The sequence below is a fragment of the Lacticaseibacillus sp. 30 genome (assembly GCF_053819265.1).
This window is the reverse complement of record NZ_JBSOQX010000021.1, coordinates 24697-50280: the sequence shown is the minus strand read 5'-3', so window position 1 is coordinate 50280 and position 25584 is coordinate 24697. Positions and strand designations below refer to the sequence as shown.

The following is a 25584-nucleotide window of genomic DNA, read 5'->3' as shown; positions in this document are numbered from 1 at the left end:
AAACACATTCCGGAGCCTCTTATTGCGTTTGCTTTCATTATCACGTTCGCATTTGAGATTTTCTTTAAGTCAGGTCCACTTTCACCGTATATGTTAACAACATCCCTCATCATCGTGATTTTATCCCTGATTCGAATTGTCATCCTGATCCGCAAACGCCAATAAGAAACGCCAAGGATCCTCTATACTTTAAAGATAGCGCAACCCCCAATTTATTGAGAGGCTGTGCTATCTTGTTATTGGATACTACTTCGCTTCTGTTTGGTTCTAAAAACCAGTCACGGTGAATAACGAATAATCATTCGAAAAATTATCTAACTCATTAATCTGATTAGCGGAGGGAAAAATTTATGCCTTGGATAAAAATTAAGAAGCTTTCCCTGAACCAAGTACTTAAACTGATCATCGGCACCATCATTGGCCTTTTTGTGCTTGGTCACCTAACGCCAACACTGGCAGTCAGAACGCAGCTCTTGATGCATGGATACTTTCAAAGTGCCTTTTGCGCGAAGATTGCGCGGTCATCCGAAAATGCTTATGCTCCTGCGTATAGTCATGACAATGATGGCACTGTCTATTACGTTAAGCCTTCACCGGTTTCCCAAGAAGAGCTCAAAATGACGAGTGCCCGGCCGAATCGTTACGCTGTTCAGACATTTGGTTTGAGCTTTGCCACCATGACTTGGTATAACTGATGTCAATTGAACGCAGGTCCACTCTCCTTCGTGACGGCAATACTTGCTGTTATCACAATGACTATGGCTCTGGTTCAGCTACTATATACTAGGACATCAGCGCCAATAACACTCGCTGCCCTTACGCCGAAATTTGATGAGTCAACTGTCCCCTTTTTAAATAAATCGACACTAAAAGCCGCTCGATCAGCGAATCGAGCGGCTTTTGCTTGCTACAATGACTTATTTAACAAACCCTAACGTCTGCGCAATCAGGTAAAGGTTCAAAATGATCAGGACCCCACTGATGAACCATGCTGTCCACTTCACCCAAGCACGGTTGGCGAACTCACCCATGATTTTTTTATCACTAGTGTAGAGCACTAGCGGGATGACGGCGAATGGTAATGCGATACTGAGGAAGACCTGCGAGAAGGTCAACAGGTTTTCGATTTTGGCTTCGTTGCCATGGTAGTAAATCGCGAAGATGAGCACTGGGGTCACGGACATGAGCCGAGTCAAAAGTCGTTGGGCCCAGAGCGGCATTTTCAAATGAATGAAGCCTTCCATGATAATCTGACCGGCAAGTGTTCCTGTAATCGTGGAGCTTTGGCCGGATGCGAGCAGCGCAACCGCGAACAACATGGAAAGCATCGGGCTGGCGATCGCACCGACGATCTGAGAATTGCTTAGTGCGTTGAAAAGATCAACGAAGCGGCCAACTGAGCTACTTGTGCCGAAGAACAGCGCTGCGCCCAGAATCAGCAGCAGTGAGTTCACAATGAAGGCCATGGTCAGTTGCAGGTTGGAATCAATGGTGGAGAACTTAATCGCCTTTTTGACTTCTTCGTGCTTCGTGCGATCAATTTTTCGTGTTTGCGAAATCGAGGAGCCGAGGAACAGGTCATGCGGCATCACCGTGGCACCAACAATCCCCAAAGAGAGATAGAGCATTGATTTGTTGGTCACGATATCCGCGTGTGGCAGATAGCCTTTCAGCAGTTCCGGGACATTTGGTTGCGCGAGAATCACTTCATAAGCGAAAACCAATAAGATAACCAGCACTAAGGTCGCAACAACCGCCTCAATCTTACGGAAACCGAGGCGCATGAGCAGTAAGAGGATCAGCACATCAGCGGTCGTGATAATGATGCCGACAATCAGCGGCATGTTGAACAGTAACTTCAAGGCAATGGCAGAGCCAATGATTTCGGCGATATCAGTCGCCATAATCGCAAGTTCTGTAATGACCCAAAGAAAACCGCCCATCGCTTTGTTGGTGTGATCACGTGTCATCTGCGCTAAATCTCTGCCGGTCACAATACCAAGACGAGCCGCCATCGCTTGCAGCAGCATCGCAATCAGACTGGAAATAAGAATGACAGATAGCAAGGAATATTTAAATGAAGCGCCACCGGCAATACTGGTGATCCAGTTACCAGGATCCATATACCCAACGGCAACTAGGATGCCTGGGCCAGTGTAAGCTGCTAAAGTTTTCCAAAAGCCCGCATTGTGCGGTACTTCAACACTGCCATTCACTTCATCAAGACTTTTGCTTGGCGTATCTTCGAAGTGAATAATGTGTTCGCGTTTTGATTTTTTATCTTCTGATGCCATTGTGTGAAGCCCTCTTTCCATTGGCTTGAAATTTGGGTCTAATTTGAGTATTTACTCAACATCGTCCGACATAAATATACACCCTTTTAGATACAGGTCAAGAAAAAGGTTAGGCTTGCTTAACTTATTGTTACTGTTACCTTATTTGATCATGTTGGTGTTGATGCATTTGCCCTAACTCTAAAATCGACGTTAACTAGGAGTTTAGAAAGTCTGACGGGTATACTGGCAGAGACCGTTATGTTTGTGGTGATGCATCAGCTTGTAAAAACTGACTGAAAACTTCCAATAAGTCCAGCTTCTCTAGACGGTTATCTAGATGAAGGTATAAAAATATTCCTCTACAGTTATCAGACGAATGATTACATCTCATCTGACAACCCCCTAGAGGAATCATAGCAACAAGTTTTACGACATTTTCTGCTTTGGTCGTGTACTTAATCAAAAGACTCCTACACCACACATATAATCGCTTGTTCTGATTATTTCTGACGTTTGCCTTTTTTGGGAATTCGTTGACTGGAAGATTTTTTCTTTAGAAATAGATTCCAGATTAAAACGTAGCCATTGAACAAAATTAGGAATCCTCCGCCAATAACAATCTCAGTTCGCAAAAAATCACTTAAGGCATGCTTTAAACTAACGGCTCCGACCAAGAAAGGAGCGAAATCATAGTAGCCGCCCCACAAACTAATGAGAAGTAACGCAATGATATTGGTCAAAACCAGTGAGATCATCACTGATCTTTTTTTGTTCTTTGGCATTAAAAACCACCGCTTATCTTAATGAATTTCGTCCCACCCACATTGGGCACCCATCCAAGCCACTGATACCCAACCGACACCTGGCAAGGCAAAATGTGCCAGTCTCTTTACGGCAAAACTTGCTAGTTTCTTGCCAGCAAATTTCGTAATGCGCTGAACGATCATAGCTGAAGCTTTCTTCCAAGCTTGAGACTTGAGGTATCTAACAACTTGTTCATTAAAGACCATCTTCGCAACATCTTTTAATTGGCCAAGCCCCATTTTGATAACCATACACTCACTAAAGCTTGAAATTGAACGTTTCATTCTGGTTGATGCAGGTTGTTCTTCAGAAAAGCTGTAAAGCATGATATTCTTGGCAACTGTTTCTTCTGTCACATTAGGATCAGAAGTATATGCTTCTTCTAAAACTGTAGCTAAATTGCTCGTTGCTTAATCTATATCTGCCTGACTGATCTCCACAGAGTTCTCTGACGCGTATACTGTAGATCCTGTTGTCGCGATCGGCCCAGCTAGTAGCAATGCTACAGCAAAAGCCACTAAATAGGAAACACGATTTTTGAATCGCCATTTTGCAAAAATATTTAACATCCTTCTACCCTCCAATATTAATCTGTCCACCTGCACTTAGCGATTATATGTTAAGCAAAATGTATCATTAAGAGCAAGAGGGAGCAAGGCATTTCTATCAATAACCAGCGATATTTTATCTATTTATAATAATGAAAGCGTTTCTATTCTCTGAATCAACAAATAAAGCGCTCTAAATATGATGCTAATAGTAATTTATACAATTTTTCAAATTTGATATTATTTCATATTCTTTAAGAGATGCACAGTAGTCACGCTGCCACATTAATCTCTCTCTAAGTTGTGACAATTTGAATTAAAGCAAATAGAATGATATCTAGCCATATTAAAGAAATAACAACTCTTATCATGAGAAATTCCAACATGTTGATGAGCTAAGTCTGTGAAAAAACTCATTTTAAGTGCTATAAAAAGGTTAGGCTTGCTTAACTTATTCGCCAAAATCGCTATTGAGGCAACAGGCTGCGTGCTATAATGGGACCAACTTGTTGACTTTAAGTTTTCACTCAAACCCATGAGAAGGGATCCTGACGTATGGCCAGCTCAGCAGACAACATCTTGCATCAGACGCAACTTTTTACCAATTTCACCGCTAAGCAGAAACTCATCATCATTGCGGCCATTGAGGTTTTTGCTGAAAAAGGATACGCCGCGGCCAGTACCAAAGAAATTGCTTTGCGAGCTGGGGTGGCCGAGGGGAATATTTACAGCCGCTTTACCAATAAACGCGGCTTGCTCAATGCCATCATCGCACCGGTGCTGAGTCAAATGTTCCCTGATGAGTTGGACGATTTCATTAAGTCTCGCCTCCATCAGGACTATGTCTCATTGGAAACTTTCTTGACGGTGTTAATAAAGGATCGCGTGACTTTTTTAAAAGATAATGCCCAGATCATCAAAATTGTACTGTCGGAATTACTGAATGATACGCAGGTGCGGGCTCAGGTCGTTGATGGTTTCACCACCCAGTATTGGGAATCCATGACACATGACCTGAACGCGATGGTAAAGCGCGGTTTGATTGTTGATTGGCCGCTTGAAGATATTCTGCGAACAATGTGGTCGATGACCGGTGGCTTGATTTTAGGCTTCTTGTATTTTGACCAACCTTTGGACGCCAATACCGTCAATCACGCGATCACCGCCGCTATCAAGGCCTTATCGCCGAACTAGCCACCTGCTGCTTACCGCTCACTTCTGTTTTGAAAAGGACTTTTGCTAATGCCAACCCCTACTGAAACCTGGCGTCCAGTCACGCGCGACGATGCGTCAGGACTGACACAATTACAAATTGATTTTGGTATCACCGATGAAATGCTGGGATACGCCCGTGACGATTACGAGCAACCGCATATGGAATACGATGCAGAGAGTGATACTTTTCTGCTGATTTATAATGTGCCTAGCGATAAACCTGATACCGATGGCTATCTTTCTGAACCCATGGCGTTTCTCGTCACCGATGACCGCCTCATCACAGTTGGCAGCCATGATGTGAACAATACCAATGCCGCCATCGCCAAAACGGTTGCGCGATTTGGCAGCGAATCGGTGTACAGCCTTTTGTGGCAATGCCTGCTTGCTATCACCGATAATTTTGTCACACTGGTGAAGCAGCAAGACGCCACCCGTCGTCAAATTGCCACACGCTTACGCGAACACACGACCAAAAAAGACTTGTTGAAAATCGCCGAGCTTGCTTTGAGTGCTGATTTTTTGGTTCGAGCAACGATCCAAAACACCGCTGTTTTGAAACAGATTCATGCGTCAACGCGAGTGCCTGGCATTACTGGCACACAAGGGGAACAACTGGAGGATGTCATCATTGAAGCTGATCAGATTGCGGAAATGATGAACTTGTCTTCCCACACCTTGGATCACTTAACGGATAGCTACAACACCGTTTTGAATAATAACTTGAATGACATCATGCGGTTCATGACAGTATGGTCGATTTTGCTCACAGTGCCGACCATCGTTTCCGGCTTTTTTGGCATGAACGTGCCCCTGCCTTTCGCCCACGAACCACTCGGCTGGATCATCACGATTATCATCGCGGCCATCTTGTGGATCGCATTGGGATTGCTGCTTAATCGGTACATTCGGAAAAATTGAACAATCTAACTCAGCCGTGCCAAACTCCGCAATCTCCGGCATGGCACTGGGGTCTTTAAAGCTCACTAGGTCATTCATGGGAAAGAAAAGAACGTTTCCCATTATGCGAAAAATTATTCGCCTTTACTTAGCTTTGCTTTGGCGCTGAAGCCGGCGTCCGATTGTATTATTCAAGGTTCGTGCGCCTAAACCGAGGGCAATCACAACAAGAATCCACTTCGGCAGCAGCAAGCCCACCAGAATGTAAACAATGGCGACGAGCACCATGAGTGATACCGCGCGATACTCTTCCCAATCATGGGCATTTAAGTTTTCTTTTTTCGGTCGTTCGCCAATGACGGATCGGAACAAAATAAATTGAAACAAATCGACCATAAAAATAATGATGGCAAATAATGTTGCACTGATTCGACTGCCCGGATGGTCACCGATGAAACTGGTCGCAAACGGTACTAAACAGATGAACACAAGATAGAAAAAATTTAATACTAAGAAATTAGTGCTTGGCTGCTTAACGGTATGCAGCAGTTCTTGGTGAAATGTCCAGTATTGGCCGACCACCGCAAAACTGATAAAGTAAATAACGACGGAAAAGCCTGTCGCATAAAGATCTGCCATGGTCAGTGTTTTAGGCACCTTGATGTCCAACACCATTAATGTCAGCACAACCGCAAAAACGCCGTCAGAAATGGCATCAAGTCGGCTCTTACTATTTTCAAACATGTGCATCTGTCCCTTCTTCGCTTTTTATCATAACCCCAAATGACGGTGCTTTAGCGTATGATTGACCTATCAACGTTCGCCAGCGTAAAAAAACTGTGAGTGCCCCATGGTCACAGTCCGACCTGACACACGGCATTTCTAAATGCGCTAGATGACGTCCATTCAAATTCTTGGAGGAGCAATATGAATTTTTCGATCTTTGCCTTTCTACTGATTGCCGGGATCGGTGCTGGACTAACGTCTACTTTAGCTGGCTTGGCTTCACTGGTTTCGTACCCAGCCTTGCTTGCAATTGGCGTGCCGCCGGTCATTGCTAACGTCACAAATACCGCAGCACTCGTTTTTACTGGGGTTGGCTCGGCTGTATCCTCACTGCCAGAACTCCGTGGCCGCGGTAAATTTCTCTGGCGGCTGATCTTACTGGTATCACTTGGTAGTATTTTTGGCAGTGCCTTGTTGCTGATCGCCCCGGCAGCCACATTTGAAAAAGTTGTGCCTTTCTTCATCATTGCCGCGGGCCTGTTACTACTCTTCAGCGGCCGACTGCCAACTCAAGAACATCGTCCCGGAGAACCTGCACGCACCTTAACATTTGGACAAGAAGCCGCTCAAACCATCGTCATTTTTGTTACTGGCGCCTATGCTGGCTATTTCGGGGCCGCTGCGGGTGTGGTCATGCTGGCAACCTTAACCTTGACCGTTGATCAACCATTCATCGTCTCCAATTCTATGAAGAATCTGACCGGATTCGCCGCCAATGCCATCGCCACCGTCATCTACGCCTTCACCACCAAAATTGAATGGCTCATGGTCATCCCGCTTGGTATCGGTCTGTTCATCGGTGGCTATATCGGCCCCATCATCGCCCGCCGCCTGCCGGTTCAACTGTTACGATTCATCATCGCAGCCTTAGCCTTTTTGTTAGCAGCCAAGTTATTTGCGCAGGCTTATCTTTAGGAATAGGTCAAAAAATGGGATTATTTATTTTTGTCCCTTCGAAACAGCCGATTCCCTGGCGAATTGGTATAGAACCCATAAAGTGAAAGGCTCGGTAGATGCTTGTATATCTGCCGAGCCTTTTTGATGACCCACTCTATTTCAATATTTTTAGCAATTCACAGCAATTTTTTACAAAGCCTTTCCGAGATAATATCGAGCGTCAAGAGCAGACGGTCTTCCTCCCAAAAACAAAAACATTTCCTTGCAAAAAAGAATGCAATGGATGTAGAGTGATACCGAACACATGTTCGTTATACTGCAACAGACGTGTTGCACACATTGATAATAAAGGAGACTTTAAAATGGCAGATGAAGCAGTACGAGCCGTTCAAAAATGGCTCAACAAAACGTATGGTAGTGTTCCTGGCTTTGTCGCAGCTCCAGAAAACGGACAAACAGGTTGGCCAACAATTTATAGCCTGAGAATGGGATTACAGCACGAAATCGGTATTAGTGCTATTGGTGAAGGCTTTGGCGATACGACCAAAAATGCTTTAGCACCTGTTGTAGGTAGTCTGAAACCAGGATATAAGGGGAACATTGCTCAACTCATTCAAGGGGCTTTCTGGTGCAAAGGAATTAGTCCAGTAGACTTTAATAATGAGTTCACGAATAATACCCTTAATGCTGTTAAAGAACTTCAGCAAGATGCTGGCATTGCGGCTGATGGCTCTGTGACAGTGGCATTTATGGCGGCTTTGTTTGACATGGCAGCTTTCGTCTTAGTTTCAAGCGGCGATGCTAAGGTTCGAACCATGCAGCAAGCGCTCAACCGTAAATTCTCTGGGGAATTACAAGAATTGATGCCGTGTGATGGCGTTTATCAACGAGCAACTAATACAGCGTTGATTTATGCCTTACAACGAGCAATCGGTATGAGTTCTGCGCAAGCAAATGGTAACTATGGTCCAGGGACAATTACCGCTACACCTACTGTTAATCAGGGAGCCAATAGCGACGTTGTCCAGGTCATCCAATACGGCTTGTATGTGAACGGCTTTTATACAGGGGCATTTGATGGCTATTTTAGTTCAGACGTAGCAACGGCAGTGGTAGCTTTTCGAAAGTTTATGAATTTACCGCCATTTAATAGCACAGCTGACCTAACCGTCATCAAAGGATTGTTGACTAGCAACGGCAATACTAATCGTGATTCAAATACTTTTGATACAGCAACTCAATTAAGTGCTGCACAGGCAAAACAACTAAAGCAATTCGATTTTTCAATAGTTGCTCGTTATCTAACTGGCAGCGTTGGTGCAGGGGCTGCCGAACGTGATAAATACTTGACTTCCACGGAACTTGCAAATCTTACTGAGGCTGGACTAAAAGTTGTGCCAATATATGAAGATGGTGGCTATGAGTTTGATTACTTTAGTCTACAGCAGGGAATTCATGACGGATTTGTTGCAAGTAGTACTGCTGCTAAGTTAGGGTTTCCGGCTGCAACTACGATTTACTTTGCAGTTGATGTGGATGTTCAAAGTGGCGATATAGATGGCACAATTATTTCTTATTTCCGTGGTATTAGCCAAGCTATGAACAATAGTATTTTCAAAATTGGAATATATGGAACACGGAATGTATGTAATCGGGTAACCGCTGCATCGGGGACCAATATTCTTTATTCCTACGTCGCTGATATGTCATATGGATGGAGCGGAAACCTAGGTTTTAAGATGCCTCAAAATTGGGCATTTGATCAGTTTGTGGAATACTCAGCTGCAGGTGTTGATATTGACCAAGTAGCTTCTTCAGGAAAAGACCAGGGAAGCGGGACTTTCAAAGTGGATCCTAACGCAGTACGCCTTGAGTTTGCGCGAACCTTAATTAACAATGCCTATCAGTTAAAACCATTACAACCAGATATTCCGACCTTAGAGGTTGATGGCCCTGAAATTCATGTGTCAACTATTTTGGCAGAGTTTTATATTAAACTATCAAGTACTTTTGCGAGCAACGACAGTGGGGCTCCACTAGGTTTTACAATTTCTAATGGCAAATTAGGCACTCAAGTACAATCTGAGATCGATAAATTCAAAGAGGCGCACGAAGCTGCAAGGAATTTTGACTTTACGGCTTTGCTTGGTACACTGGGGCCAATGATTGGCAATGGAAATCTAAAGGTTGGAATGTCAACTAAAAATGGAATGTTGGGGTTTAAAGTGGTCTGTGAGTCTACAACAACAGTTGTTACTAACGGCCAACAGGAAAATGTTACAACCTCATTGAGTATTGAGATATACACTAAACCAAATGGATTGGGGATCCCAGCTGAGGATTATAAACCAATTTATGTTCCCGTTTCTGAACATGAACCAAACCTGGAGTGGATTCCTTGGGCGGCAGGAGCTGTTGTATTAATAGCAACAATTATTATGGCTCCAGAAGTAGCGGCTACGCTTGTTGGAACGGCTGCTAAACTATTACCAGCGACATTCATTGCTGCTTAGCTTTTAAGGAGGTGATTAATTGGGATTGTTACCATTAATGCTTGGTGTGCTTGGATTCACAGTGTTATTAAGTTCTCTTTTTTTAACAACACTGGTACGGCGACAAGCTGCGCATCAAAAGCGTAGTGAAGCCTATATAGAAGTAGCTAAATATCTGGGTGAAAATCCAACTTTATTTAAGAAGGTAAACCAATTGGTCAAATTGGAAAGCACAACAAAGATTTTATCATTGGTGTTTTTCTTAGGCGGCTGGATAGTCTATTCAATAAACGATTTTCTGATAATTTCTTTGGACGACAGTGTCCGTGTAATGATTTTGTGGACATCAATTGTCTTGTTTGTTATTTTAACCATTGTGCAGATGATGCTAGAATTTCGGCACAAAAAATTGTTGGCTTCTCCTTTGTCTAATATTTCTCTAGTGGAGAATACTGCAGGAGAGAAACGCTGGATTCTCAGCAAGATACTGTTAATGATTGGGACTGCGATATTGACAACATGGCTACAGCTTGTGGCTCAATGATTACTAACTGATAAACCTTCAAAAATTGATCCGTTAGATTATACTCTAACGGATCGTTCAAAAGCATCCTAAAACAAGGCTTAAAATCTGATTCAAAGAAAACTAAATTAATGATACCTAGATTTAGTATTCTCAAGCCAATTGAAGGTGTTTGCCCTTCAAAAAATTCCCTTATTGTTTTAGAAATCTCTTCTGTCTTTTTTAAAAGTTGGTACTCCTTCATCTGGAGCATCAACTTTTTTTGGTTGATTACATAGGATACAATGCCCAAAACAATAGTAAAGGAGAAGACGCCAATAGCCAACAATGAATTGTCTATCGTACCGGTGGAAATAGTTTCTGTAAGAATGATCATAAGGAAGCCTAACGTAGCAACGGCACTTAAAGCGTAACCAACTAGAACGATCTTTGCCCAATGTGCCAACACACTTATTTGAGGATTGCTGCTTTCTCCAAATCGATAAGGGCTGGTAGCATCATTCTTAAAAGCCCGCCTTAAACTCATAGGATCGTATTTAAACCTATATCTTAAGTAATACGTATAAGCTGACAAACCGAGACTTACAAAAAGTAATGAAAAGATCACAACAATCCAATTCGCTGCCAAAGTCACATTTTTCACTCACTTTTCATTAGATTTCTAACATCTGAAGGCATTGTATGATTCAGTTCTTTTAAAAAGACAAATAACAACCGACAATCATAAAAAACAATGAGGCTGTTGAACCAAAATTTTTAGAAGTTGTCTAAGGTTCTTCTGCCCATTATGTATGATCTATCAGCAACTAGCTACCAAAAAACTTGATTCAACAACCAACCTTTTATCTGATTTCGCTACTCAGAACAGCCACACCGCTAACCCAAACAAAACAAGATGGACCAGTAATCTGATGATGTGATGATTCACATGCGGTTTACCGTATACCGCAACGCCATTGAACCATGTCACCGCGGACAAAGCCAATAACCCAATCAATAAAACGGTGAGCGCACTGAACTTATCGGGGATAACTGCCGCAGTCATCACTAAGGCCGCAGCTAAAGCCGTCAGTTGGTCTAAGCGAACATCCCCTTGTTTTGTCTGCCATGCTTGCCACGCCGTTAATAACATCAAAAAGCCGTATACACCAATTGCCACACGTATTGAGATAACTGCCATTAGCCTAGCCCTCTTGCGCTTGTAACACTTGATCCATCACATGCAAGACGCCGAATTCATCGTTACTCCGCGTGCGATATTTGGCATGTTGCGCCATGCCTTGCGTTGCATTGGCCATGATGTAACTGTAGCCAACCGTTTCGAGCATTGGAATATCATTATCATAATCGCCAAACGCCATCATTTGTGTCGTAGGAATATCAAAATGACGACTCAAAATCCGCATACCGCGGCCCTTGTTCACGCCGAGGTTCTGAATATCTAGCCAAGTCTCACCGCTGACTTGAACGGTATAATCCTTGCCAAATACTGGGCGGAAATAACGTTCGGAATTTTTGCGGCTGTCTTTATTTGGAAAATAAATCGTCACCTTATCAACTGCCAGCGACTGCGTTAACAAATCCGGCACCTTTTTCAATTGGTGATAAAACGGCAAAAGAGCTGGTGAATATTGGGCATCAGTAGCATTAATATACGCGGCATCCAAGGCACACAGGACAGGAACACCGTCTGTTTTCGTCATGATAAATTGCACGATCTCACGATATTTTTCCTCAGGGATCAGGCTTTTACCAATTAATTGGCCGTGCGAATAAACGAGGCCGCCGTTATCGCAGACCATCGAAATTTGGTCACTAAAGTGTGGGAAAGTTTCTTGTAGCGTATAAAGCGGCCGCCCACTGGCCACGGCAAACTCAATCCCAGCCTCGCCAAGGCGATGAAGATAGCGATCAAAGTGCGGCGGCAAGGTCCCTGCACTTGTCAGTAAAGTCTGGTCCATGTCACTCGCAATTAATTTTACATTCTGCATGCTAATTCCCCTATATTATTTGTCTAATTTCACTTGCTATAATTTAATGCGGTGCGCCTTTAGTCACGACATTTTCGATCACCGCCGCAATCTTTTCAGAACGCTCAACCGTGCCATTTTTCAACCATTTTGTCAGCACGCCAATTGCCCCGTCAATGAAGAACGCGTAGTAGTAAGTGAGAACACTTTTGTCGGTCTCACCATACCACGATTGATAGCTGGTTTCTGTTTTTTGTCGAATTGGATCCGTTATCTTCTTCAACACCACGCTATCAGGATTATTCAAAATAATCGCTGCTTGCGGCTGATTGGCAATGACATTTAAAATCGGCACCAACCATGTGGCCATATCGTTTATTTTAACCGTTAGATAAGGCCGAATTGCCTCGACCAAATCCATTTCAATGCGTTCGAACAAATCGCGTGGAGATTGAAAATGTAAGTAAAACGTCCCGCGATTCAAATCTGCCTGTCGACAAAGCTCAGTCACCGTGACCTCGTCCAACGGTTTCGTCGCCAAAATATGCAACAAAGCGTCTTTAAATCGGTCCATCGTATACTGAACCCGCCGATTATCCTTCGTCCCCGACATCGTCATCCTCCGAACATCATTTGAACAAGTTGTCCATTTAAAAACAAAACGACCATTTCTGTCCTTGAACGGCCGGTTTAAATCTAACATAATGTTATGAAATGGACAATGTGTTGAAGAGCGTGAACAGGCGCGGTTAGAAACCGGAATGTAAGTGGCCTCAGGCGTGATGGCCGGGCTTTGGCCATTGCGCCTTAGGTCCTTATGTGCAGGTTTCTGGGCCTGTGAACGCGTCTAAGAACTTCACACATTGCTCACCATCCACGCTAGGAGGCAATCATGGCATATATCGAAGTCAAACATGAATCAAAACGTTACAAAATGGGCGAAACCATCATTACAGCAAATAACGACATTAATTTTACGGCTGATCAAGGCAAATTAACCGTGATTCTTGGTCCCAGCGGTGCCGGTAAATCAACCTTGCTCAATATCCTCGGTGGCATGGACTCCCCCACTGAAGGCGAGGTATGGATTGACGGCACCGATATTGCGACTTTTTCTGATCGTCAACTGACCGCTTTTCGCCGGCATAATGTTGGCTTCGTGTTCCAGTTTTACAATCTGATTCCGAACCTGACAACAAGGGAAAATGTTGAACTGGCTGGCTCAATTGTCAAAGATGCCTTGGATCCGACAACCGTTTTAAAGCAAGTCGGCCTAGGTGCGCGACTAGATAATTTTCCGTCACAGCTGTCTGGCGGTGAGCAACAACGGGTGGCCATTGCTCGGGCGTTGGCGAAAAACCCGAAGCTGCTGCTTTGTGATGAACCAACTGGTGCCTTGGATTATCGAACCGGCAAACAAGTCTTGCAGTTGTTACAGGATGCCAGTCGTAAAGATCATAAAACCGTCATGATCATTACCCATAATGCAGCGATTGCCAAAATGGCTGACCGGATCATCGAAATTAATGATGCGCAGGTTCGCAGTATTCATGATGAACCGCAGCCAACGCCTGTCGCAGACATTGAGTGGTAGGTGAGTAACGTCATGAAACCACTAACTAAAAATCTTTGGCGTAACATTCGCGACTCTTTGGGCCGGTTTATCGCCATTGTCATTATTATCATGCTAGGTGTCCTGCTGTTCGTCGGCGTCAAGGCCACGGGCCCGGCACTTAAGGATTCTCTAAACACCACGGTGAAAGCCGATCATCTGGCTGATAGTCAGTTGCTGGCAACGACTGGTGTCAGTAAGGCTCAAGTTAAAGCCGCTGAATCAGTTAGCGGCGTGCAGGCAGAAGCCGTCAAGTTTAAGTATGTCATCGGCGGCCGCGCCAGCGATGTTGTTGCCCTTTACGGCTATCAAAAAGGGACAACCATCAATCGACTGCATCTCACCAGCGGACAGCTGCCAACGCAAGCCAATCAGATTGTCCTCGACACGGCAGCCAAAAAAAGCGGCTATCAACTTGGTCAAACTTACACCTTCACCGGCGGCAGCAAGCTTGCTCGACGTACTTTTAAAATTAGCGGTTTTGCTGATTCGCCAGCATACATCGAAGACACTAGTCGTGGGTCAGCGAATATCGGTGATGGCACCGTGCGTTATTTTGCCTACATCCCAGCAAGTCAGATGAAGATGCCGGTCGCCTCGCAGCTCAACATTCGCTTCCCAGCTTTGCAAACACGCGATACCTTCAGCAACCGTTACAAGGACGCCGTTGCCACAAAAATGAAATTGGTGAAACAGCGCGTGAAGGCGCAAGGCGAAAAAGATCTGCGAGCAGCGGTATATGCCAACATTGTCAAAACCGCTACGGCCAAAGCTCAAGCACAATTAGCGGCGTCAGGCATGCCGGCAGCCGCCGTTGCCGCAGCTGCCGATCAAGCTATCAAGCCGCAACTATCAACCTTTCAGCAACAGGCCACTGTCACAGCTCGCAAACAACTGTCAACCAGCCTCACATGGCAAACTCGGGAAGATCTGCCTGGCTTTGGCGATTACGGCGGCTCTGCTGATCGAATTGCCGCCATTGCCAACGTTTTCCCAGTTTTCTTCTTTCTTGTCGCTGCGCTGATTACTTTCACCACGGTCAGTCGCATGGTCGAAGAAGCCCGCGCGCAAATCGGCACATTCAAGGCGCTTGGTTACGGCAAATGGGCGATTGCGCGCAATTACCTCGCCTATGCTGCCTTAGCTGGTTTATTAGGTGGGATCATCGGGGTTTTTGCTGGCAACTTGAGCATTCCGCGCATTGTCTTGAGTTTGTATAAAAATTACATTCCGCTCCAACAAGTCGTCTCTTTGCAATGGCCGTTGATCGCCTTGTCATTGTTATTGGCGCTGATCGCAACATTAGGGGCCGCCGCCATTGTGGTCCGCAATGAACTAACCGAAAAGCCGGCTGCCTTGATGCGGCCGCGAGCACCGAAATCAGCCAAACGCATTTTGCTGGAGCGGATCACGCCGCTTTGGTCGCGTCTGTCTTTTAACCAAAAAGTCAGCTATCGTAATCTTTTCCGATACAAATCACGGCTGGTGATGACCATTCTTGGGATTGCTGGCGGCACCGCCTTGATCCTCACCGGGTTTGGCATCAAAGACTCAATCACTGCTACTGGTGTTCAACAGTATGGTGATGTCATCCATTATCAAGCCATTGTGCGATTGGCTGATGGCAAAAAGCCAGCTGCGGCCCGCGACATTCTGGCTAAAAGCAAAGCTTATCGCAGCGCGGGCACGGTTAGCGGCGCGGTGGCTAAGCTCAGTGCTAAAGGCCATAGCCTGAGCGATGTTAATTTGTTTGCCCCAGCAAACGGCAACGATCTTGAACCTTATGTCAGTCTCCGTTCAACGGCGTCAAATCGCAAACTGACCTTGCCGCGCCACGGTATCGTGATCACCAGCAAACTGGCTAAAGCACTCAACGTGACAACGGGCGATACGCTTAAAGTCGCCACAACTAATGGTCAGAGCAAGCGATTCACAATTAAAGGCATTGCTAAGAATTACGTTGGCCATTTTGGCTATCTCTCCAACACCGCTTATCAACAGCTCGCTGGTAATAGTGCGAAACCAAACACCTTGCTAGTCCGCTTGCAGCCCCAAAGCAGCAAACAAAATGATCGACTCGCTAAGCAATTGCTCAATCATCACGCGATTGTCGGGATTAGTTTCACGACGACAGCAAAGAAAACGTTAAGCAATATGAGCGGTATGTTAGATCCTATTGTTTTGATTTTTATTCTGCTCAGTGCGGTTTTGTCATTCGTGGTCTTGTACAATCTGAATAACATCAACGTTTCGGAACGCATTCGGGAACTATCCACAATCAAGGTGCTGGGCTTTTTCGATCGCGAGGTCACCATGTACATCAGTCGCGAGAGCATTGTGTTGACAGTGATCGGCATCGTGTTCGGCTATCTGCTCGGCAATTTGCTGACAGCCTACATTTTGTATCAAGCCGAAACCGAGGCCGTGGTTTTCCCACTCACGATCAGCATTGTCGGCTACCTCACGGCCACGTTACTCATGTTGGCCTTCACCGGCGTCGTCACCTGGCTCACGCATCGTCGACTCCAACGGGTGGACATGGTCGAAGCCCTGAAATCAAACGAATAACTTACAATTTTGTCAGGCAGCGTCGTCACGGCGCTGCTTTTTTCATACAAAATTCATCAAAAATTGGGATTAAAAACGTTCATGATCGCAATTTTGAAGCGCAAATGAAGATTGAGACCAACTCCTAACAGTCCTGTAACGCTGACGTAACATTGACACAGTAAAGTAGCCTTTAGTTAATCAAATTAAGGGTGAGGTCAAAAATGAAATTCAATAAAGTCATGATCACGTTGGTTGCTGCAGTTACCTTAGCAGGTTCTGCTAGCGCCGTAACACCAGTTTTCGCTGATACAAGCGACAGTATCGCTTCCAACAAAAGCGAAACCAATGCACTGTTGAAGCAAATTGAAGATGCGAACACAGAAGTTATCAATTTGAACAAGCAGATCGATACCAAGAATGGTCAAATCAGCGATGCAACGGCTAAGATCAGCGCAACTGATGCCAAGATTTCATCACTCAGCGGTGAAATTGTTGCCGCTCAAAAGAATGTCACAGCACGCAAGAACAACTTGAAAGATCAGTTGATCTCCTTGCAAAAAAAGGCTGGCAACTCTGTCAGCGGCAATGTCTATATCGACTTTGTTCTGAATTCCCAGAACTTGTCTGACTTAATTGCCCGCACCATGACGGTTGGCAAACTTAGCCAAGCCAGCAAAGATGCGCTTGATGCCGTGACAGTTGCCAAGGATAAATTAGCTGGCTTGAAGACGGAACAGGAAAATGCCCGTCAGACGCTGGTTTCAACTAAGGCTTCATTGGAAACCCAGAAATCACAGTTGGTTTCCCTACAAAAAGATGCTAACGATAAACAAGATGCTTTGAATAAGCAAATTGCTGATCATAAAGATGAGTTGGTTGCTTTGCAAAGCCAATTTGCCCAAGAACAGTCTGAAGCAGCTGCTGCAACCCAAGCCGCTTTGAAGACCGTTGCCGCTTCAACCGCAAGTTCTTCTACTACCAGCAGTTCAAGCAGCGCAACTTCAACCAGCACCATCGCCAACAACACATCAAGTTCTTCAAACAACAGTTCCTCCATTATCAACAACAACACGACTTCAGGTAGCGGCAGTCACGCTGATTACAGCAGTTCAGGCAACACGTATCCTTGGGGTCAGTGCACCTGGTACGTCAAGTCAGTCGCTTCATGGGCTGGTAATGGCTGGGGCAATGGTGCCCAATGGGGTAGTTCCGCTGCAGCTGCTGGTTTCACAGTCAACCACACGCCAGCAGCCGGTTCAATCATCGTCTTCGCCGCTGGTCAATCTGTTGGCGGTCAATGGACAGCCGATGGTTCATACGGTCACGTTGCTTACGTCCAATCTGTCTCTGGTGACAGTGTCACGATCAGCCAAGGCGGCATGGGCTTCAGCTCACCAACCGGCCCGAACACCCAAACCATCTCTGGTGCAAGCAGTTACGTTTATATCCACCGGTAATTTTTACACCCACCCTTAATCACGTCTTGGGATCAAACCACGACCCCAACCTAAAAACTACCGAGTTATCTAAAAGAAGCCACAAGGAATGTTTGATCGCATTCCTTGTGACTTCTTTTTTTGGCACTTAAGGAGGTTTATCAGTGACTATTTCGCTTGTTCGAGACACCCGCTAGCAATCACACGCGACATAACAGGTATCGCAATTGTCAAGATAGAGACTACTCGCTCGACTAAATCAAGACTGCTGCTGATCATCTACCTCTCCTAATAGCCATTGGACACGGTCTCTTAAAACTGAACGTCATGAAAATAGCTTTTAACGTCACTTTTTACGCATTTTAGCAAATTTTCTAACGTTTATCGGCGAATAACAAGCGTTTATATAAAACTCACCAAAAATCCTGTGCACTATTGTAACTTGTTTTTAGGACAGCTAGCTCCTTGAATTACTGCGTTTCAAAAGTTAGGCAAGACTAAATATTAGGAGGGACAAAATGGTAAAACAATTATCTTTAACCGAATTAAGTATGCAAGAGCTTCAACTCGTAGTTGGAGGGGACGGCTCAAGTGACTTCTGGCGCGGCGTCGGCAAAGAACTAGGTATCATTTGGGCCGCAGCAGGTGATGCAGGTTACTGCCGGGCACATAAATATGGCGGACCTGGTCATTGCTGATCTGGTGTTTCCCTGTTGCTACCAAATACTGAAAAAATCGGAGGTATTCCATGACATCATTAACTATGTTTTCCACGCTTTCACTTCAAGATTGCGCTGCCGTGACCGGTGGCAGCAAACGCAAAGGTTGGGTTGACATCGGAATTGGCCTAGCTCAAGAAGCATTTGGCCACATTGATGATATTGTCGCTGGGTTTAACGAAGGCAATCATCGAAATTTTCCACGTCACTAATATTACTTATTTTTCATGAAAGGGAAGAATCCTCTATGAAGATTAGACTTTATACAGGACTCTTTTTTATGGTGAGGATATGGTCGATAACAGAACTTTGCTTAAAGAAATCATATCGGTGTCAATGATAGCGATTGGCTGGGGAATTCTTCCTTCGCTTGCAGTTGGTATGTTACTTGGTTTGCTATCCATGAATACAGCAACACTGTTGGACACGCGTTTTATCATACTAATAGGTTTCGTAGCTCAATTTCTAGGTGCCTATTTGATGTGGCAACGTCATAAAAGCCAGTTGCAAATGATCAAATTTTCAACTAAAGTCGCTTTTAAAACTTGTGTGTTAGGTTCATTAATCGGCTTGTCAGCTGTTCTCATTAACTGGGGCATCATCACACTTTTGGGTGGTTACAAGCTAATCTTCAACTATCAATGGTCTTATCTACCCGTCTTTTTTCTCTTTTTGATTGGCTATACGATTCAGGCAATCGCTGAAGAATTAATATGCCGTGGCTATCTGATGGGGTATTGGCTTAAAAAGAAACGTGTTGTCTTCGCTTTTTTAACAAACTCAATTTTGTATGTTTTTTTACATGTCGTTAATGCAGGATTTGATGTCTATGCTGCACTAAGTCTATTCTTATTCAGTGTTTTGATGTCCGAAATTCGATTGATCTCTGGTAATATTTGGCTGTGTAGCGCTATCAATGCAGCATGGCATTTTTCGGAGGGAATTATCTTCGGGACAGTCGTCTCCGGCTTTCCTGCCATCCGCTTATTTATCACCTCGACACCGACATCGAATACACAATGGCTGAATGGCGGCGTCTTTGGTATTGAACGTGGGGCTATTTCAATAATGCTACTGATTCTGCTTATTATGATTGTCGTGCGTCTGCATAAACATCATCTTAAAAGTCTTCCCCAACAATTAGGATAACCACACGTGGTTGATATTGTTTTTTCAACGAACGCACTCCTCTACGTCTGCTTTAGAAAAATAGTCTGTCAGTGAGTTGATCCTCTGACAGGCTTTTTTTTGCGTGATATTTTTGCTGGCTGCTAATGTCTCATAGTATGCCAACCCCGCTACCTGTCTGCAATTGAGACGTAGTATAACACTATCAAGCCTGAATTTTTGTTGGTATGATTAGGATATAGGCACCAAAATGCGAAACTGATCCGTCCTTTATGGCACGCTTAAAGGAGACAGATACGATGGCTTATCTCAATTCAATTTTACAGCTTCCCATGGCTTTGTTGCTGCTGGCACAGCTACTAGTCATGGCCACGGCTTGGTTCACCAACGCCGTCACAATCTGGCAGCGCCTTAGCATGACGTTCACTGCACTAGTCCTTGCTGGCAGCCACCTTGTTATCATGTATGGCTTTGGCTATTTGGCAGATGCTAATGTTCCCATTGCCGGTTGGACTTGGTTTGCTTTGGCGGCGGCAGTCCTGCTTCTGCTTGCAACCATCGCGGGAGCCAGCAGACATGAACGTAGAAGCAGTCACCGATGAAATGACGGTCTCACACTGAACAATTGCTTCACTTTTGATTCGCTTTTTAAATTTCAGGTGTGTTTATACAAGCAATACATTCAATAACTATCGCCTTATTTATATATTAATTATATTTTTATAGTTATAAATTGATTTTAAAACACATTGACAAGTCGTTTCCCTCTGTGTATCCTATCGTTTAGAAAGCGTTTTCTTGGCGGGGTGATTTATTGCTTGATAAAATTACTTTTAAAATGTATTTGCGTTTCTCTATTTTAGGCATGCTGCTATGGGCTCAACACACTTCCGAAGATCAAACTGGTAAGATCGCCTTGTCTCTGAATGGTGGTTATATTCTCTTTTTTCTCGGCGGTATGTTGCACAGTCCTGAACTATCAATGATCCCTATATTCTTGCTTATCTATGGAAATGCTAACTTTATTAAGCATATTAAGGGTGATGAACCGTATCTTTTTTCAAACGTTGGTAGTCTCTTGATCATGACTGTTTGTTTTGCAACGATTTTTTTGATGAAATCACGGTACGCATTTGTTCTAATACCTTTGTTTTCATTATGCTCCAATAGTCTTTTAGTCAGTCTTCAAGTCTCCGAAAAACACAAATAAAATAATTCACGTTTCTCAACTTAAAGGTCGATTGGCTAACGTAGCTTCGACCTTTTTCAGTTGTTTCCCAACGCATGCTTTTTCAATTTTATGGCTTTGACTAAAAGTCGAAAATCACACATTATTAACAGTAGGAAACCGCGATGAAAAATATACCTTTATGAACGTTTGCTACTACGCCACTCACCAACAAATGATGTCGCAATTTTTTCATATTAAGAGAGATAAAACTTTTTTCACCAGAAACTCAAAAACGCTTAGTGAGCTTGCTTATCTGTCCGCTTCTTCAGACCCATATTTGGGGTTTAAAAAGTGTCCTCAGAAACAAACAGTAGTAAACTCAGATCAAATGATCTTATTGTCGAATCATTCTTAGTTTACGATAAAGAGGAAAAAATGAATAAAAGTCGAGTTGAAGCATTCACAGACGCAGTCGTAGCCATTATCCTTACCATTATGGTGCTTGAGTTTAAAACCCCGGAAACCGCAAAATGGACGGGTATTATCCATCAATTACCTTATTTTTTTGCTTATATTGTCAGCTTTCTTTTTGTCGGGGTGGCTTGGTACAACCATCACTACATGTTTGCCTTAGCCCTCAGAATATCAAAAAAGGTTTATTGGATTAACAACTTGTGGCTTTTTAGCATGTCTTTACTGCCTGTCGCAACTGGTTGGGTCGGGAAGTTTCCACAAGCTACTGGACCGGAGTATCTATATTTGTTTGTCTTCATTTTTTGGAGTCTATCGTATCTGTGGCTTTCAGATGCCATTAGAAAAACACCTGAACACGTGCATACTGCTGTTAGTCAAAAAATTGCGCAGATGTTTCCTTTTAAATTTCTATCCTCAATCTTTTTCCCACTATCAATTGGCATCACTGCTATTGGCATCTATTTTTATCCAGCCCTTGGGATCTCAATCACCTTTGTCGGCCTGATCATCCTGAGTTTTTTTACCCCATCAGACAGCGATCAAGTCAGCCAATAGCTGACGCCTAATCAGCATTCAAAAAAACCGTTGCGATCGTGAAGTCGCAGCGGTTTTCTTTGTTCATAACACTCAAGCATTCTGACGCCCATAGCCTTTCATTGTGGCCCGAACTGCAAAACCGAAAGCAATGGCAGCAAGGCTGTACAACGCCACCATGCCGTAGAACTTACTGATCGGGTTCCAGAATAACGGCCAGAAGACCTGATAGAGCCAGAAACCAACGACTAACAGTCCCCAGAAGACATTGATCAATATTTTTTTCATCATGTGCACCTTCTCTTCGATGCCGCCTATATCATTGGTGATGCCGGTTCGTGGTAGTACTTATTGATTAAGTGATAGGCTGTTGACTGCAAACCAATCATCAGAATAATCGTGAAGCCGAACAACCATGCTGTCCATAACAGAGAAACTGGTCCGCTTGTTGCTGTCAACGCCGTAATGGAAGTGCCCGTCGTTCGGCCAACAATCAAGGTTGGAAAGACTCCTAGAAAAATGGTGTAAATGAAGCTGGCCATGGTGCCGACACTAAGCCAAAAGGCTACACGCCGTCGTTGTTGGCTGATTGCCCATGTTTCCATACCAAGGAAGGCCACCAGTAAAATCAGCAGTAACGTGACAATGACAGTCCGGTTGGTAAAGAACTGCGTGTTAAACGGCAATAAGATGGCAAACAAGACGAGCGCTGGATAGAGGATCCAAGTGGTTCGTTTTAACGCACCGGTCAAACTTGTTGCTACCGGTTCGGTAACTTTTTTGATGACCCGATTCAAACCAACATTCAGGCTTAAGAGAACGGCCAGAATGCCGCCGAGGATACTGAATGGCGTCAGAATGTCACCCATGCTGGCGTAGACGAAGCCATTGCGAATCGGCACGCCGCTTACTGTGGAACTAAAGATAATGCCTAACAGGAATGGTGGCATTAAACTGCCAATGAAAAGTGCCCAGTCCCAGAAGCGATTGTAGTGGCGACTGTGCCATTGATTGCGATAATCAAACGAGACCCCGCGAAAGATCAGAAAGAACAGCATAAGGAAGATGAGTGGGTAATAACCGGATGTTAACGCTGAGTACCACCCCGGATAAGCCGCAAACATCACTGCAAAGGCGGTGACCGCCCAAGTCTCATTACCGCCCCAAACTGGTCCAGTAACCTTCATAATTTGTTGACGCTTGGATAGATCATCGCCAACAAAGAATGTCGCCATGCCGGCTCCGAAATCAGCGCCGTCCAAAACGAAGAATAGCATCAGCTCAGTCGAAATGATACCTAGAAAGATCACTTGTAAATTTGAAAGGCTAGGCATGACTGAACGCCTCCTTTGCAAATGGATCCGGAATTGTGCGATCTTCTGGATAATCACCGGTGATTTGCGGCAAACCGCGTTTAACAGTGCGATGTGAAATGTAAATCATCGTGGTCACTAAGAAGATATCGGCCATTAAGAACAAGGCCAGACTTGTACCAGCCTCAGTGACGGTCACACTCGGTGAAACCGCATCGTACTGCGTGAGTAGCCCATAAACCACAAATGGATATCGGCCAACTTCCGCAACGATCCAGCCAGATGTGAAGGTCAAATATGGCAGCCATAGTACCCAACCGAGTGTCCGCAACGTTTTGGGATGATCTTCGATTGCCGATTGCCGCCGATGCAGCATGATCGTCGCAAACAACGCGAACATCGTGAAGAAGTACCCCGCATAAACCATCAAATGCATGGTCCAGAACAGCAGGGTCACTGGCGGATAATAAGTCATCTGGCCATCGTACGACTTGGCAACCGTTTTATCGAACTTTGCGTGATACATTTTGGCAACAGCGTTCATGCCCGGCATGGTGCCAGTGAACGTGTTCTTGCCGAAGTAAGTCCCCATGTTCGGAATCGACACGGCCTTGGTTGTGTGCGTGTCTTCATTGATCAGCGCAGCCATCGCCCAAGGTGCCCCAGTTGTGGGACTACCTTCCGTCTCATACCGGCCTTCAATTGCGGTAAACTTCATCGGCTGCAACGCTGCTGTTGCGGCACCTTGATCGTCGCCTTGTGCCGGCTGTAAGAATGCTGCTGGCAAAGCAATGAGTAAGCCAATTTGAACGGCAATTTTGAACGCTGACGTATCACGCTTGTGCAGAATCTGCCAGGCAGCAATCCCTGCTGTCAAAAATCCGCCGGTGATCAGGATCGCGAATAAAACATGCAAAAATTCCGGCCGATATTGCGGGTTCTGTAATAACGTAATCAGACTCGTGAGCCGTGCACGGCCACCTTCCAGACGGAAACCATAAGGATTTTGCATGAATGCATTGATTGCAATGATCCAGACAATGGAAAAAAGCGATGCGCCCAACATCCCAACGCCTAACCAAGCATGTGCTCGTTTTGGCAACTTGCCCCAAGTAAAGCGCCATAAACCGATGATGGTCGACTCAACGAAGAAGGAAATCATACTTTCGATCGCCAGTGGCACACCGGCAACATCGCCCATCAATCGCGTAAACGCCGACCAATTCATCCCAAATTGAAACTCCATGATCAGCCCGGTAACAACACCTGTCCCAAAACTGAAGAAGAAAATCCGACTGAAGAATAAGGTCAGCCGGCCATACTTTTCAGTATCGCCACGGCCATACGCGTACATAAATTCAAAAATCATCGTCGTCAACAACATGCCAATGGTTGTTGTTACAAATAGAAAATGCGTGATCGCGGTTACCGCAAACTGCATGCGTGACAGATTCGTCACAGCCAGCGGAATCGTGGCTAACGTGAGCCCCATTTTGATCACCTCTATTAACCAATAATGTCATTTTTCCCTGTATTCCTGATCACCGCTATTGTAGAACTATCTCGTTATTTTATATAACAATAAGCTTGTGATAAATACCGCAATCGTCATATATTGGTCTGCTTCATGATAGAAAATGTTTTTAGCCAGTATTCAATTTATTTCGATAAAAGGGCTTGCTGTTTTACCGATTGGTCTCATACACTTCTCTTCTTTGTGACAGGATCGAAAATAACAATTAAAGGCGTCAAAATTCATCATAACGCGCGAATTGGCGCAGTATCCTGCACGTAAAGACCTAAGTCGCAATGACCCAAGACCGGTCATCACGACTTAGGCCGCTTACGCTCCGGTTACTACCCGCGCCAATTCACGCTCACACAAAAAAAGACGCTCCCGCCAGTTAAGCAGGAACGTCCTTTTGAATACCAATTAATCTTCTGAAACAAATGGCAGAAGACCCATAATCCGAGCTCGCTTGATTGCGATCGTCAGCTTACGTTGGTTCTTAGCGCTGGTGCCGGTTACCCGACGCGGCAAAATCTTGCCACGTTCTGAGATGAACCGATCCAACAAGTTCGTGTCTTTATAATCGATATATTCGATGTGGTTTGCGGCGATGAAGTCGACTTTACGACGACGACGGCCACCACGGCGTTGTTGTGCCATGAGAATTCCTCCCTTATCAAAGATTCCACTTAGATAACCCTTCGCCTGAAGGTATTACCGCGGTTA

General features: G+C 44.6%; 28 protein-coding genes. 15 read left to right on the top strand and 13 right to left on the bottom strand.

What is annotated here, in order from left to right:
- The first annotated feature begins 350 nt into the window (after nucleotides 1-350).
- Entirely contained in the window at nucleotides 351-695 is a 345-nt protein-coding gene (locus tag ACWPAB_RS12425; protein WP_003584092.1) for a hypothetical protein, read from the top strand.
- Between the two features lie 222 nt (nucleotides 696-917).
- Here the strand turns inward: ACWPAB_RS12425 and ACWPAB_RS12420 are convergent, their stop codons facing one another.
- The 4 genes from ACWPAB_RS12420 to ACWPAB_RS12405 all read right to left on the bottom strand — a co-directional run bounded on the left by ACWPAB_RS12420 (nucleotide 918) and on the right by ACWPAB_RS12405 (nucleotide 3649).
- Entirely contained in the window at nucleotides 918-2294 is a 1377-nt protein-coding gene (locus ACWPAB_RS12420; RefSeq protein ID WP_003584090.1) for an Nramp family divalent metal transporter, read from the bottom strand.
- 482 nt (nucleotides 2295-2776) lie between these two features.
- Nucleotides 2777-3058 carry a hypothetical protein gene (locus tag ACWPAB_RS12415; protein WP_016367437.1) on the bottom strand — a complete coding sequence of 94 codons (282 nt, stop codon included), beginning with the start codon at nucleotides 3056-3058 and terminating at the stop codon, nucleotides 2777-2779.
- Nucleotides 3059-3076: 18 nt separating this feature from the next.
- Nucleotides 3077-3436 (bottom strand): hypothetical protein, encoded by a 360-nt coding sequence (locus ACWPAB_RS12410; RefSeq protein ID WP_016367436.1) that lies wholly within the window; start codon nucleotides 3434-3436, stop codon nucleotides 3077-3079.
- Nucleotides 3437-3490: 54 nt separating this feature from the next.
- Entirely contained in the window at nucleotides 3491-3649 is a 159-nt protein-coding gene (locus ACWPAB_RS12405; protein ID WP_155468344.1) for a hypothetical protein, read from the bottom strand.
- Between the two features lie 534 nt (nucleotides 3650-4183).
- Here ACWPAB_RS12405 and ACWPAB_RS12400 point away from each other — a divergent pair.
- The gene (locus ACWPAB_RS12400; RefSeq protein WP_003568509.1) at nucleotides 4184-4822 is read left to right on the top strand and encodes a TetR/AcrR family transcriptional regulator; all 639 of its coding nucleotides are present in this window, start codon (nucleotides 4184-4186) and stop codon (nucleotides 4820-4822) included.
- A 48-nt stretch (nucleotides 4823-4870) separates the two neighbouring features.
- Nucleotides 4871-5764 carry a magnesium transporter CorA family protein gene (locus tag ACWPAB_RS12395; RefSeq protein WP_003584084.1) on the top strand — a complete coding sequence of 298 codons (894 nt, stop codon included), beginning with the start codon at nucleotides 4871-4873 and terminating at the stop codon, nucleotides 5762-5764.
- Between the two features lie 123 nt (nucleotides 5765-5887).
- Here ACWPAB_RS12395 and ACWPAB_RS12390 read toward each other — a convergent pair whose 3' ends face one another.
- Nucleotides 5888-6493 (bottom strand): TMEM175 family protein, encoded by a 606-nt coding sequence (locus ACWPAB_RS12390; protein ID WP_050569254.1) that lies wholly within the window; start codon nucleotides 6491-6493, stop codon nucleotides 5888-5890.
- Between the two features lie 177 nt (nucleotides 6494-6670).
- On the opposite strand from ACWPAB_RS12390, the gene ACWPAB_RS12385 reads away from it, so the two are divergent.
- The 3 genes from ACWPAB_RS12385 (at nucleotide 6671) to ACWPAB_RS12375 (ending at nucleotide 10462) form a co-directional block, all read left to right on the top strand.
- Nucleotides 6671-7444 carry a sulfite exporter TauE/SafE family protein gene (locus ACWPAB_RS12385; protein WP_003577235.1) on the top strand — a complete coding sequence of 258 codons (774 nt, stop codon included), beginning with the start codon at nucleotides 6671-6673 and terminating at the stop codon, nucleotides 7442-7444.
- A 344-nt stretch (nucleotides 7445-7788) separates the two neighbouring features.
- Nucleotides 7789-9939 (top strand): glycoside hydrolase domain-containing protein, encoded by a 2151-nt coding sequence (locus ACWPAB_RS12380; protein WP_016382152.1) that lies wholly within the window; start codon nucleotides 7789-7791, stop codon nucleotides 9937-9939.
- Nucleotides 9940-9958: 19 nt separating this feature from the next.
- The gene (locus tag ACWPAB_RS12375; protein WP_016382153.1) at nucleotides 9959-10462 is read left to right on the top strand and encodes a hypothetical protein; all 504 of its coding nucleotides are present in this window, start codon (nucleotides 9959-9961) and stop codon (nucleotides 10460-10462) included.
- Here ACWPAB_RS12375 and ACWPAB_RS12370 read toward each other — a convergent pair.
- The 4 genes from ACWPAB_RS12370 to ACWPAB_RS12355 form a co-directional block, all read right to left on the bottom strand.
- Nucleotides 10395-11075, bottom strand: coding sequence for a hypothetical protein (locus ACWPAB_RS12370; RefSeq protein ID WP_072671865.1), 681 nt, complete (start codon nucleotides 11073-11075; stop codon nucleotides 10395-10397). The genes ACWPAB_RS12375 and ACWPAB_RS12370 overlap by 68 nt on opposite strands.
- 225 nt (nucleotides 11076-11300) lie before the next feature.
- A complete protein-coding gene (locus tag ACWPAB_RS12365; protein WP_003584076.1) occupies nucleotides 11301-11621 on the bottom strand; it encodes a hypothetical protein in 321 nt (106 codons plus the stop codon).
- A 4-nt stretch (nucleotides 11622-11625) separates the two neighbouring features.
- Nucleotides 11626-12432 (bottom strand): Cof-type HAD-IIB family hydrolase, encoded by an 807-nt coding sequence (locus ACWPAB_RS12360; RefSeq protein ID WP_003584074.1) that lies wholly within the window; start codon nucleotides 12430-12432, stop codon nucleotides 11626-11628.
- 43 nt (nucleotides 12433-12475) lie between these two features.
- Nucleotides 12476-13024: a TetR/AcrR family transcriptional regulator gene (locus ACWPAB_RS12355; protein WP_003584072.1), complete on the bottom strand. Its 549-nt coding sequence runs from the start codon at nucleotides 13022-13024 to the stop codon at nucleotides 12476-12478.
- A gap of 279 nt (nucleotides 13025-13303) precedes the next feature.
- Between ACWPAB_RS12355 and ACWPAB_RS12350 the strand changes: the two genes are divergently transcribed.
- From ACWPAB_RS12350 to ACWPAB_RS12310, 9 genes are all read left to right on the top strand, one after another.
- Nucleotides 13304-14005 carry an ABC transporter ATP-binding protein gene (locus ACWPAB_RS12350; RefSeq protein WP_003568488.1) on the top strand — a complete coding sequence of 234 codons (702 nt, stop codon included), beginning with the start codon at nucleotides 13304-13306 and terminating at the stop codon, nucleotides 14003-14005.
- Nucleotides 14006-14017: 12 nt separating this feature from the next.
- Nucleotides 14018-16591 (top strand): ABC transporter permease, encoded by a 2574-nt coding sequence (locus ACWPAB_RS12345; protein WP_003584070.1) that lies wholly within the window; start codon nucleotides 14018-14020, stop codon nucleotides 16589-16591.
- Between the two features lie 203 nt (nucleotides 16592-16794).
- A complete protein-coding gene (locus tag ACWPAB_RS12340) occupies nucleotides 16795-18030 on the top strand; it encodes a cell wall hydrolase P40 (RefSeq protein WP_003572828.1) in 1236 nt (411 codons plus the stop codon).
- A 497-nt stretch (nucleotides 18031-18527) separates the two neighbouring features.
- Nucleotides 18528-18707, top strand: a complete 180-nt coding sequence (locus tag ACWPAB_RS12335; protein ID WP_003659010.1) for a hypothetical protein — start codon at nucleotides 18528-18530, stop codon at nucleotides 18705-18707.
- A 50-nt stretch (nucleotides 18708-18757) separates the two neighbouring features.
- Entirely contained in the window at nucleotides 18758-18940 is a 183-nt protein-coding gene (locus tag ACWPAB_RS12330) for a hypothetical protein (protein ID WP_003568482.1), read from the top strand.
- Nucleotides 18941-19019: 79 nt separating this feature from the next.
- Entirely contained in the window at nucleotides 19020-19877 is an 858-nt protein-coding gene (locus ACWPAB_RS12325) for a CPBP family intramembrane glutamic endopeptidase (RefSeq protein WP_032764316.1), read from the top strand.
- 278 nt (nucleotides 19878-20155) lie between these two features.
- Nucleotides 20156-20458: a hypothetical protein gene (locus tag ACWPAB_RS12320; protein ID WP_003584067.1), complete on the top strand. Its 303-nt coding sequence runs from the start codon at nucleotides 20156-20158 to the stop codon at nucleotides 20456-20458.
- Nucleotides 20459-20670: 212 nt separating this feature from the next.
- Complete coding sequence (locus ACWPAB_RS12315; protein ID WP_003584064.1) at nucleotides 20671-21066, top strand: hypothetical protein; 396 nt, start codon at nucleotides 20671-20673, stop codon at nucleotides 21064-21066.
- Nucleotides 21067-21462: 396 nt separating this feature from the next.
- Nucleotides 21463-22056, top strand: coding sequence for a TMEM175 family protein (locus ACWPAB_RS12310; protein ID WP_016381922.1), 594 nt, complete (start codon nucleotides 21463-21465; stop codon nucleotides 22054-22056).
- A 72-nt stretch (nucleotides 22057-22128) separates the two neighbouring features.
- On the opposite strand, the gene ACWPAB_RS12305 is transcribed toward ACWPAB_RS12310, so the two are convergent.
- The 4 genes from ACWPAB_RS12305 to rpsR form a co-directional block, all read right to left on the bottom strand.
- A complete protein-coding gene (locus ACWPAB_RS12305) occupies nucleotides 22129-22323 on the bottom strand; it encodes a hypothetical protein (RefSeq protein WP_016368469.1) in 195 nt (64 codons plus the stop codon).
- 26 nt (nucleotides 22324-22349) lie between these two features.
- A complete protein-coding gene (cydB, locus tag ACWPAB_RS12300; RefSeq protein ID WP_003584062.1) occupies nucleotides 22350-23369 on the bottom strand; it encodes a cytochrome d ubiquinol oxidase subunit II in 1020 nt (339 codons plus the stop codon).
- Nucleotides 23362-24840, bottom strand: coding sequence for a cytochrome ubiquinol oxidase subunit I (locus tag ACWPAB_RS12295; protein WP_003568469.1), 1479 nt, complete (start codon nucleotides 24838-24840; stop codon nucleotides 23362-23364). Before ACWPAB_RS12295 ends, cydB begins: the two co-directional genes overlap by 8 nt.
- 441 nt (nucleotides 24841-25281) lie before the next feature.
- Complete coding sequence (gene rpsR, locus ACWPAB_RS12290; RefSeq protein WP_003568467.1) at nucleotides 25282-25518, bottom strand: 30S ribosomal protein S18; 237 nt, start codon at nucleotides 25516-25518, stop codon at nucleotides 25282-25284.
- Nucleotides 25519-25584 lie beyond the last annotated feature (66 nt).

Excerpts from the sequence above, each read along its gene's own strand:
- ACWPAB_RS12295 (WP_003568469.1), bottom strand. The coding sequence starts at position 24,840 with ATGGGGCTCACGTTAGCCACGATTCCGCTGGCTGTGACGAATCTGTCA.
- ACWPAB_RS12335 (WP_003659010.1), top strand. The coding sequence starts at position 18,528 with ATGGTAAAACAATTATCTTTAACCGAATTAAGTATGCAAGAGCTTCAA.
- cydB (WP_003584062.1), bottom strand. The coding sequence starts at position 23,369 with ATGCCTAGCCTTTCAAATTTACAAGTGATCTTTCTAGGTATCATTTCG.
- ACWPAB_RS12320 (WP_003584067.1), top strand. The coding sequence starts at position 20,156 with ATGGCTTATCTCAATTCAATTTTACAGCTTCCCATGGCTTTGTTGCTG.
- ACWPAB_RS12425 (WP_003584092.1), top strand. The coding sequence starts at position 351 with ATGCCTTGGATAAAAATTAAGAAGCTTTCCCTGAACCAAGTACTTAAA.
- ACWPAB_RS12380 (WP_016382152.1), top strand. The coding sequence starts at position 7,789 with ATGGCAGATGAAGCAGTACGAGCCGTTCAAAAATGGCTCAACAAAACG.
- rpsR (WP_003568467.1), bottom strand. The coding sequence starts at position 25,518 with ATGGCACAACAACGCCGTGGTGGCCGTCGTCGTCGTAAAGTCGACTTC.
- ACWPAB_RS12415 (WP_016367437.1), bottom strand. The coding sequence starts at position 3,058 with ATGCCAAAGAACAAAAAAAGATCAGTGATGATCTCACTGGTTTTGACC.
- ACWPAB_RS12360 (WP_003584074.1), bottom strand. The coding sequence starts at position 12,432 with ATGCAGAATGTAAAATTAATTGCGAGTGACATGGACCAGACTTTACTG.
- ACWPAB_RS12390 (WP_050569254.1), bottom strand. The coding sequence starts at position 6,493 with ATGCACATGTTTGAAAATAGTAAGAGCCGACTTGATGCCATTTCTGAC.
- ACWPAB_RS12305 (WP_016368469.1), bottom strand. The coding sequence starts at position 22,323 with ATGAAAAAAATATTGATCAATGTCTTCTGGGGACTGTTAGTCGTTGGT.
- ACWPAB_RS12385 (WP_003577235.1), top strand. The coding sequence starts at position 6,671 with ATGAATTTTTCGATCTTTGCCTTTCTACTGATTGCCGGGATCGGTGCT.
- ACWPAB_RS12420 (WP_003584090.1), bottom strand. The coding sequence starts at position 2,294 with ATGGCATCAGAAGATAAAAAATCAAAACGCGAACACATTATTCACTTC.
- ACWPAB_RS12400 (WP_003568509.1), top strand. The coding sequence starts at position 4,184 with ATGGCCAGCTCAGCAGACAACATCTTGCATCAGACGCAACTTTTTACC.
- ACWPAB_RS12345 (WP_003584070.1), top strand. The coding sequence starts at position 14,018 with ATGAAACCACTAACTAAAAATCTTTGGCGTAACATTCGCGACTCTTTG.
- ACWPAB_RS12365 (WP_003584076.1), bottom strand. The coding sequence starts at position 11,621 with ATGGCAGTTATCTCAATACGTGTGGCAATTGGTGTATACGGCTTTTTG.
- ACWPAB_RS12325 (WP_032764316.1), top strand. The coding sequence starts at position 19,020 with ATGGTCGATAACAGAACTTTGCTTAAAGAAATCATATCGGTGTCAATG.
- ACWPAB_RS12340 (WP_003572828.1), top strand. The coding sequence starts at position 16,795 with ATGAAATTCAATAAAGTCATGATCACGTTGGTTGCTGCAGTTACCTTA.
- ACWPAB_RS12350 (WP_003568488.1), top strand. The coding sequence starts at position 13,304 with ATGGCATATATCGAAGTCAAACATGAATCAAAACGTTACAAAATGGGC.
- ACWPAB_RS12405 (WP_155468344.1), bottom strand. The coding sequence starts at position 3,649 with ATGTTAAATATTTTTGCAAAATGGCGATTCAAAAATCGTGTTTCCTAT.
- ACWPAB_RS12355 (WP_003584072.1), bottom strand. The coding sequence starts at position 13,024 with ATGTCGGGGACGAAGGATAATCGGCGGGTTCAGTATACGATGGACCGA.
- ACWPAB_RS12395 (WP_003584084.1), top strand. The coding sequence starts at position 4,871 with ATGCCAACCCCTACTGAAACCTGGCGTCCAGTCACGCGCGACGATGCG.
- ACWPAB_RS12330 (WP_003568482.1), top strand. The coding sequence starts at position 18,758 with ATGACATCATTAACTATGTTTTCCACGCTTTCACTTCAAGATTGCGCT.
- ACWPAB_RS12310 (WP_016381922.1), top strand. The coding sequence starts at position 21,463 with ATGAATAAAAGTCGAGTTGAAGCATTCACAGACGCAGTCGTAGCCATT.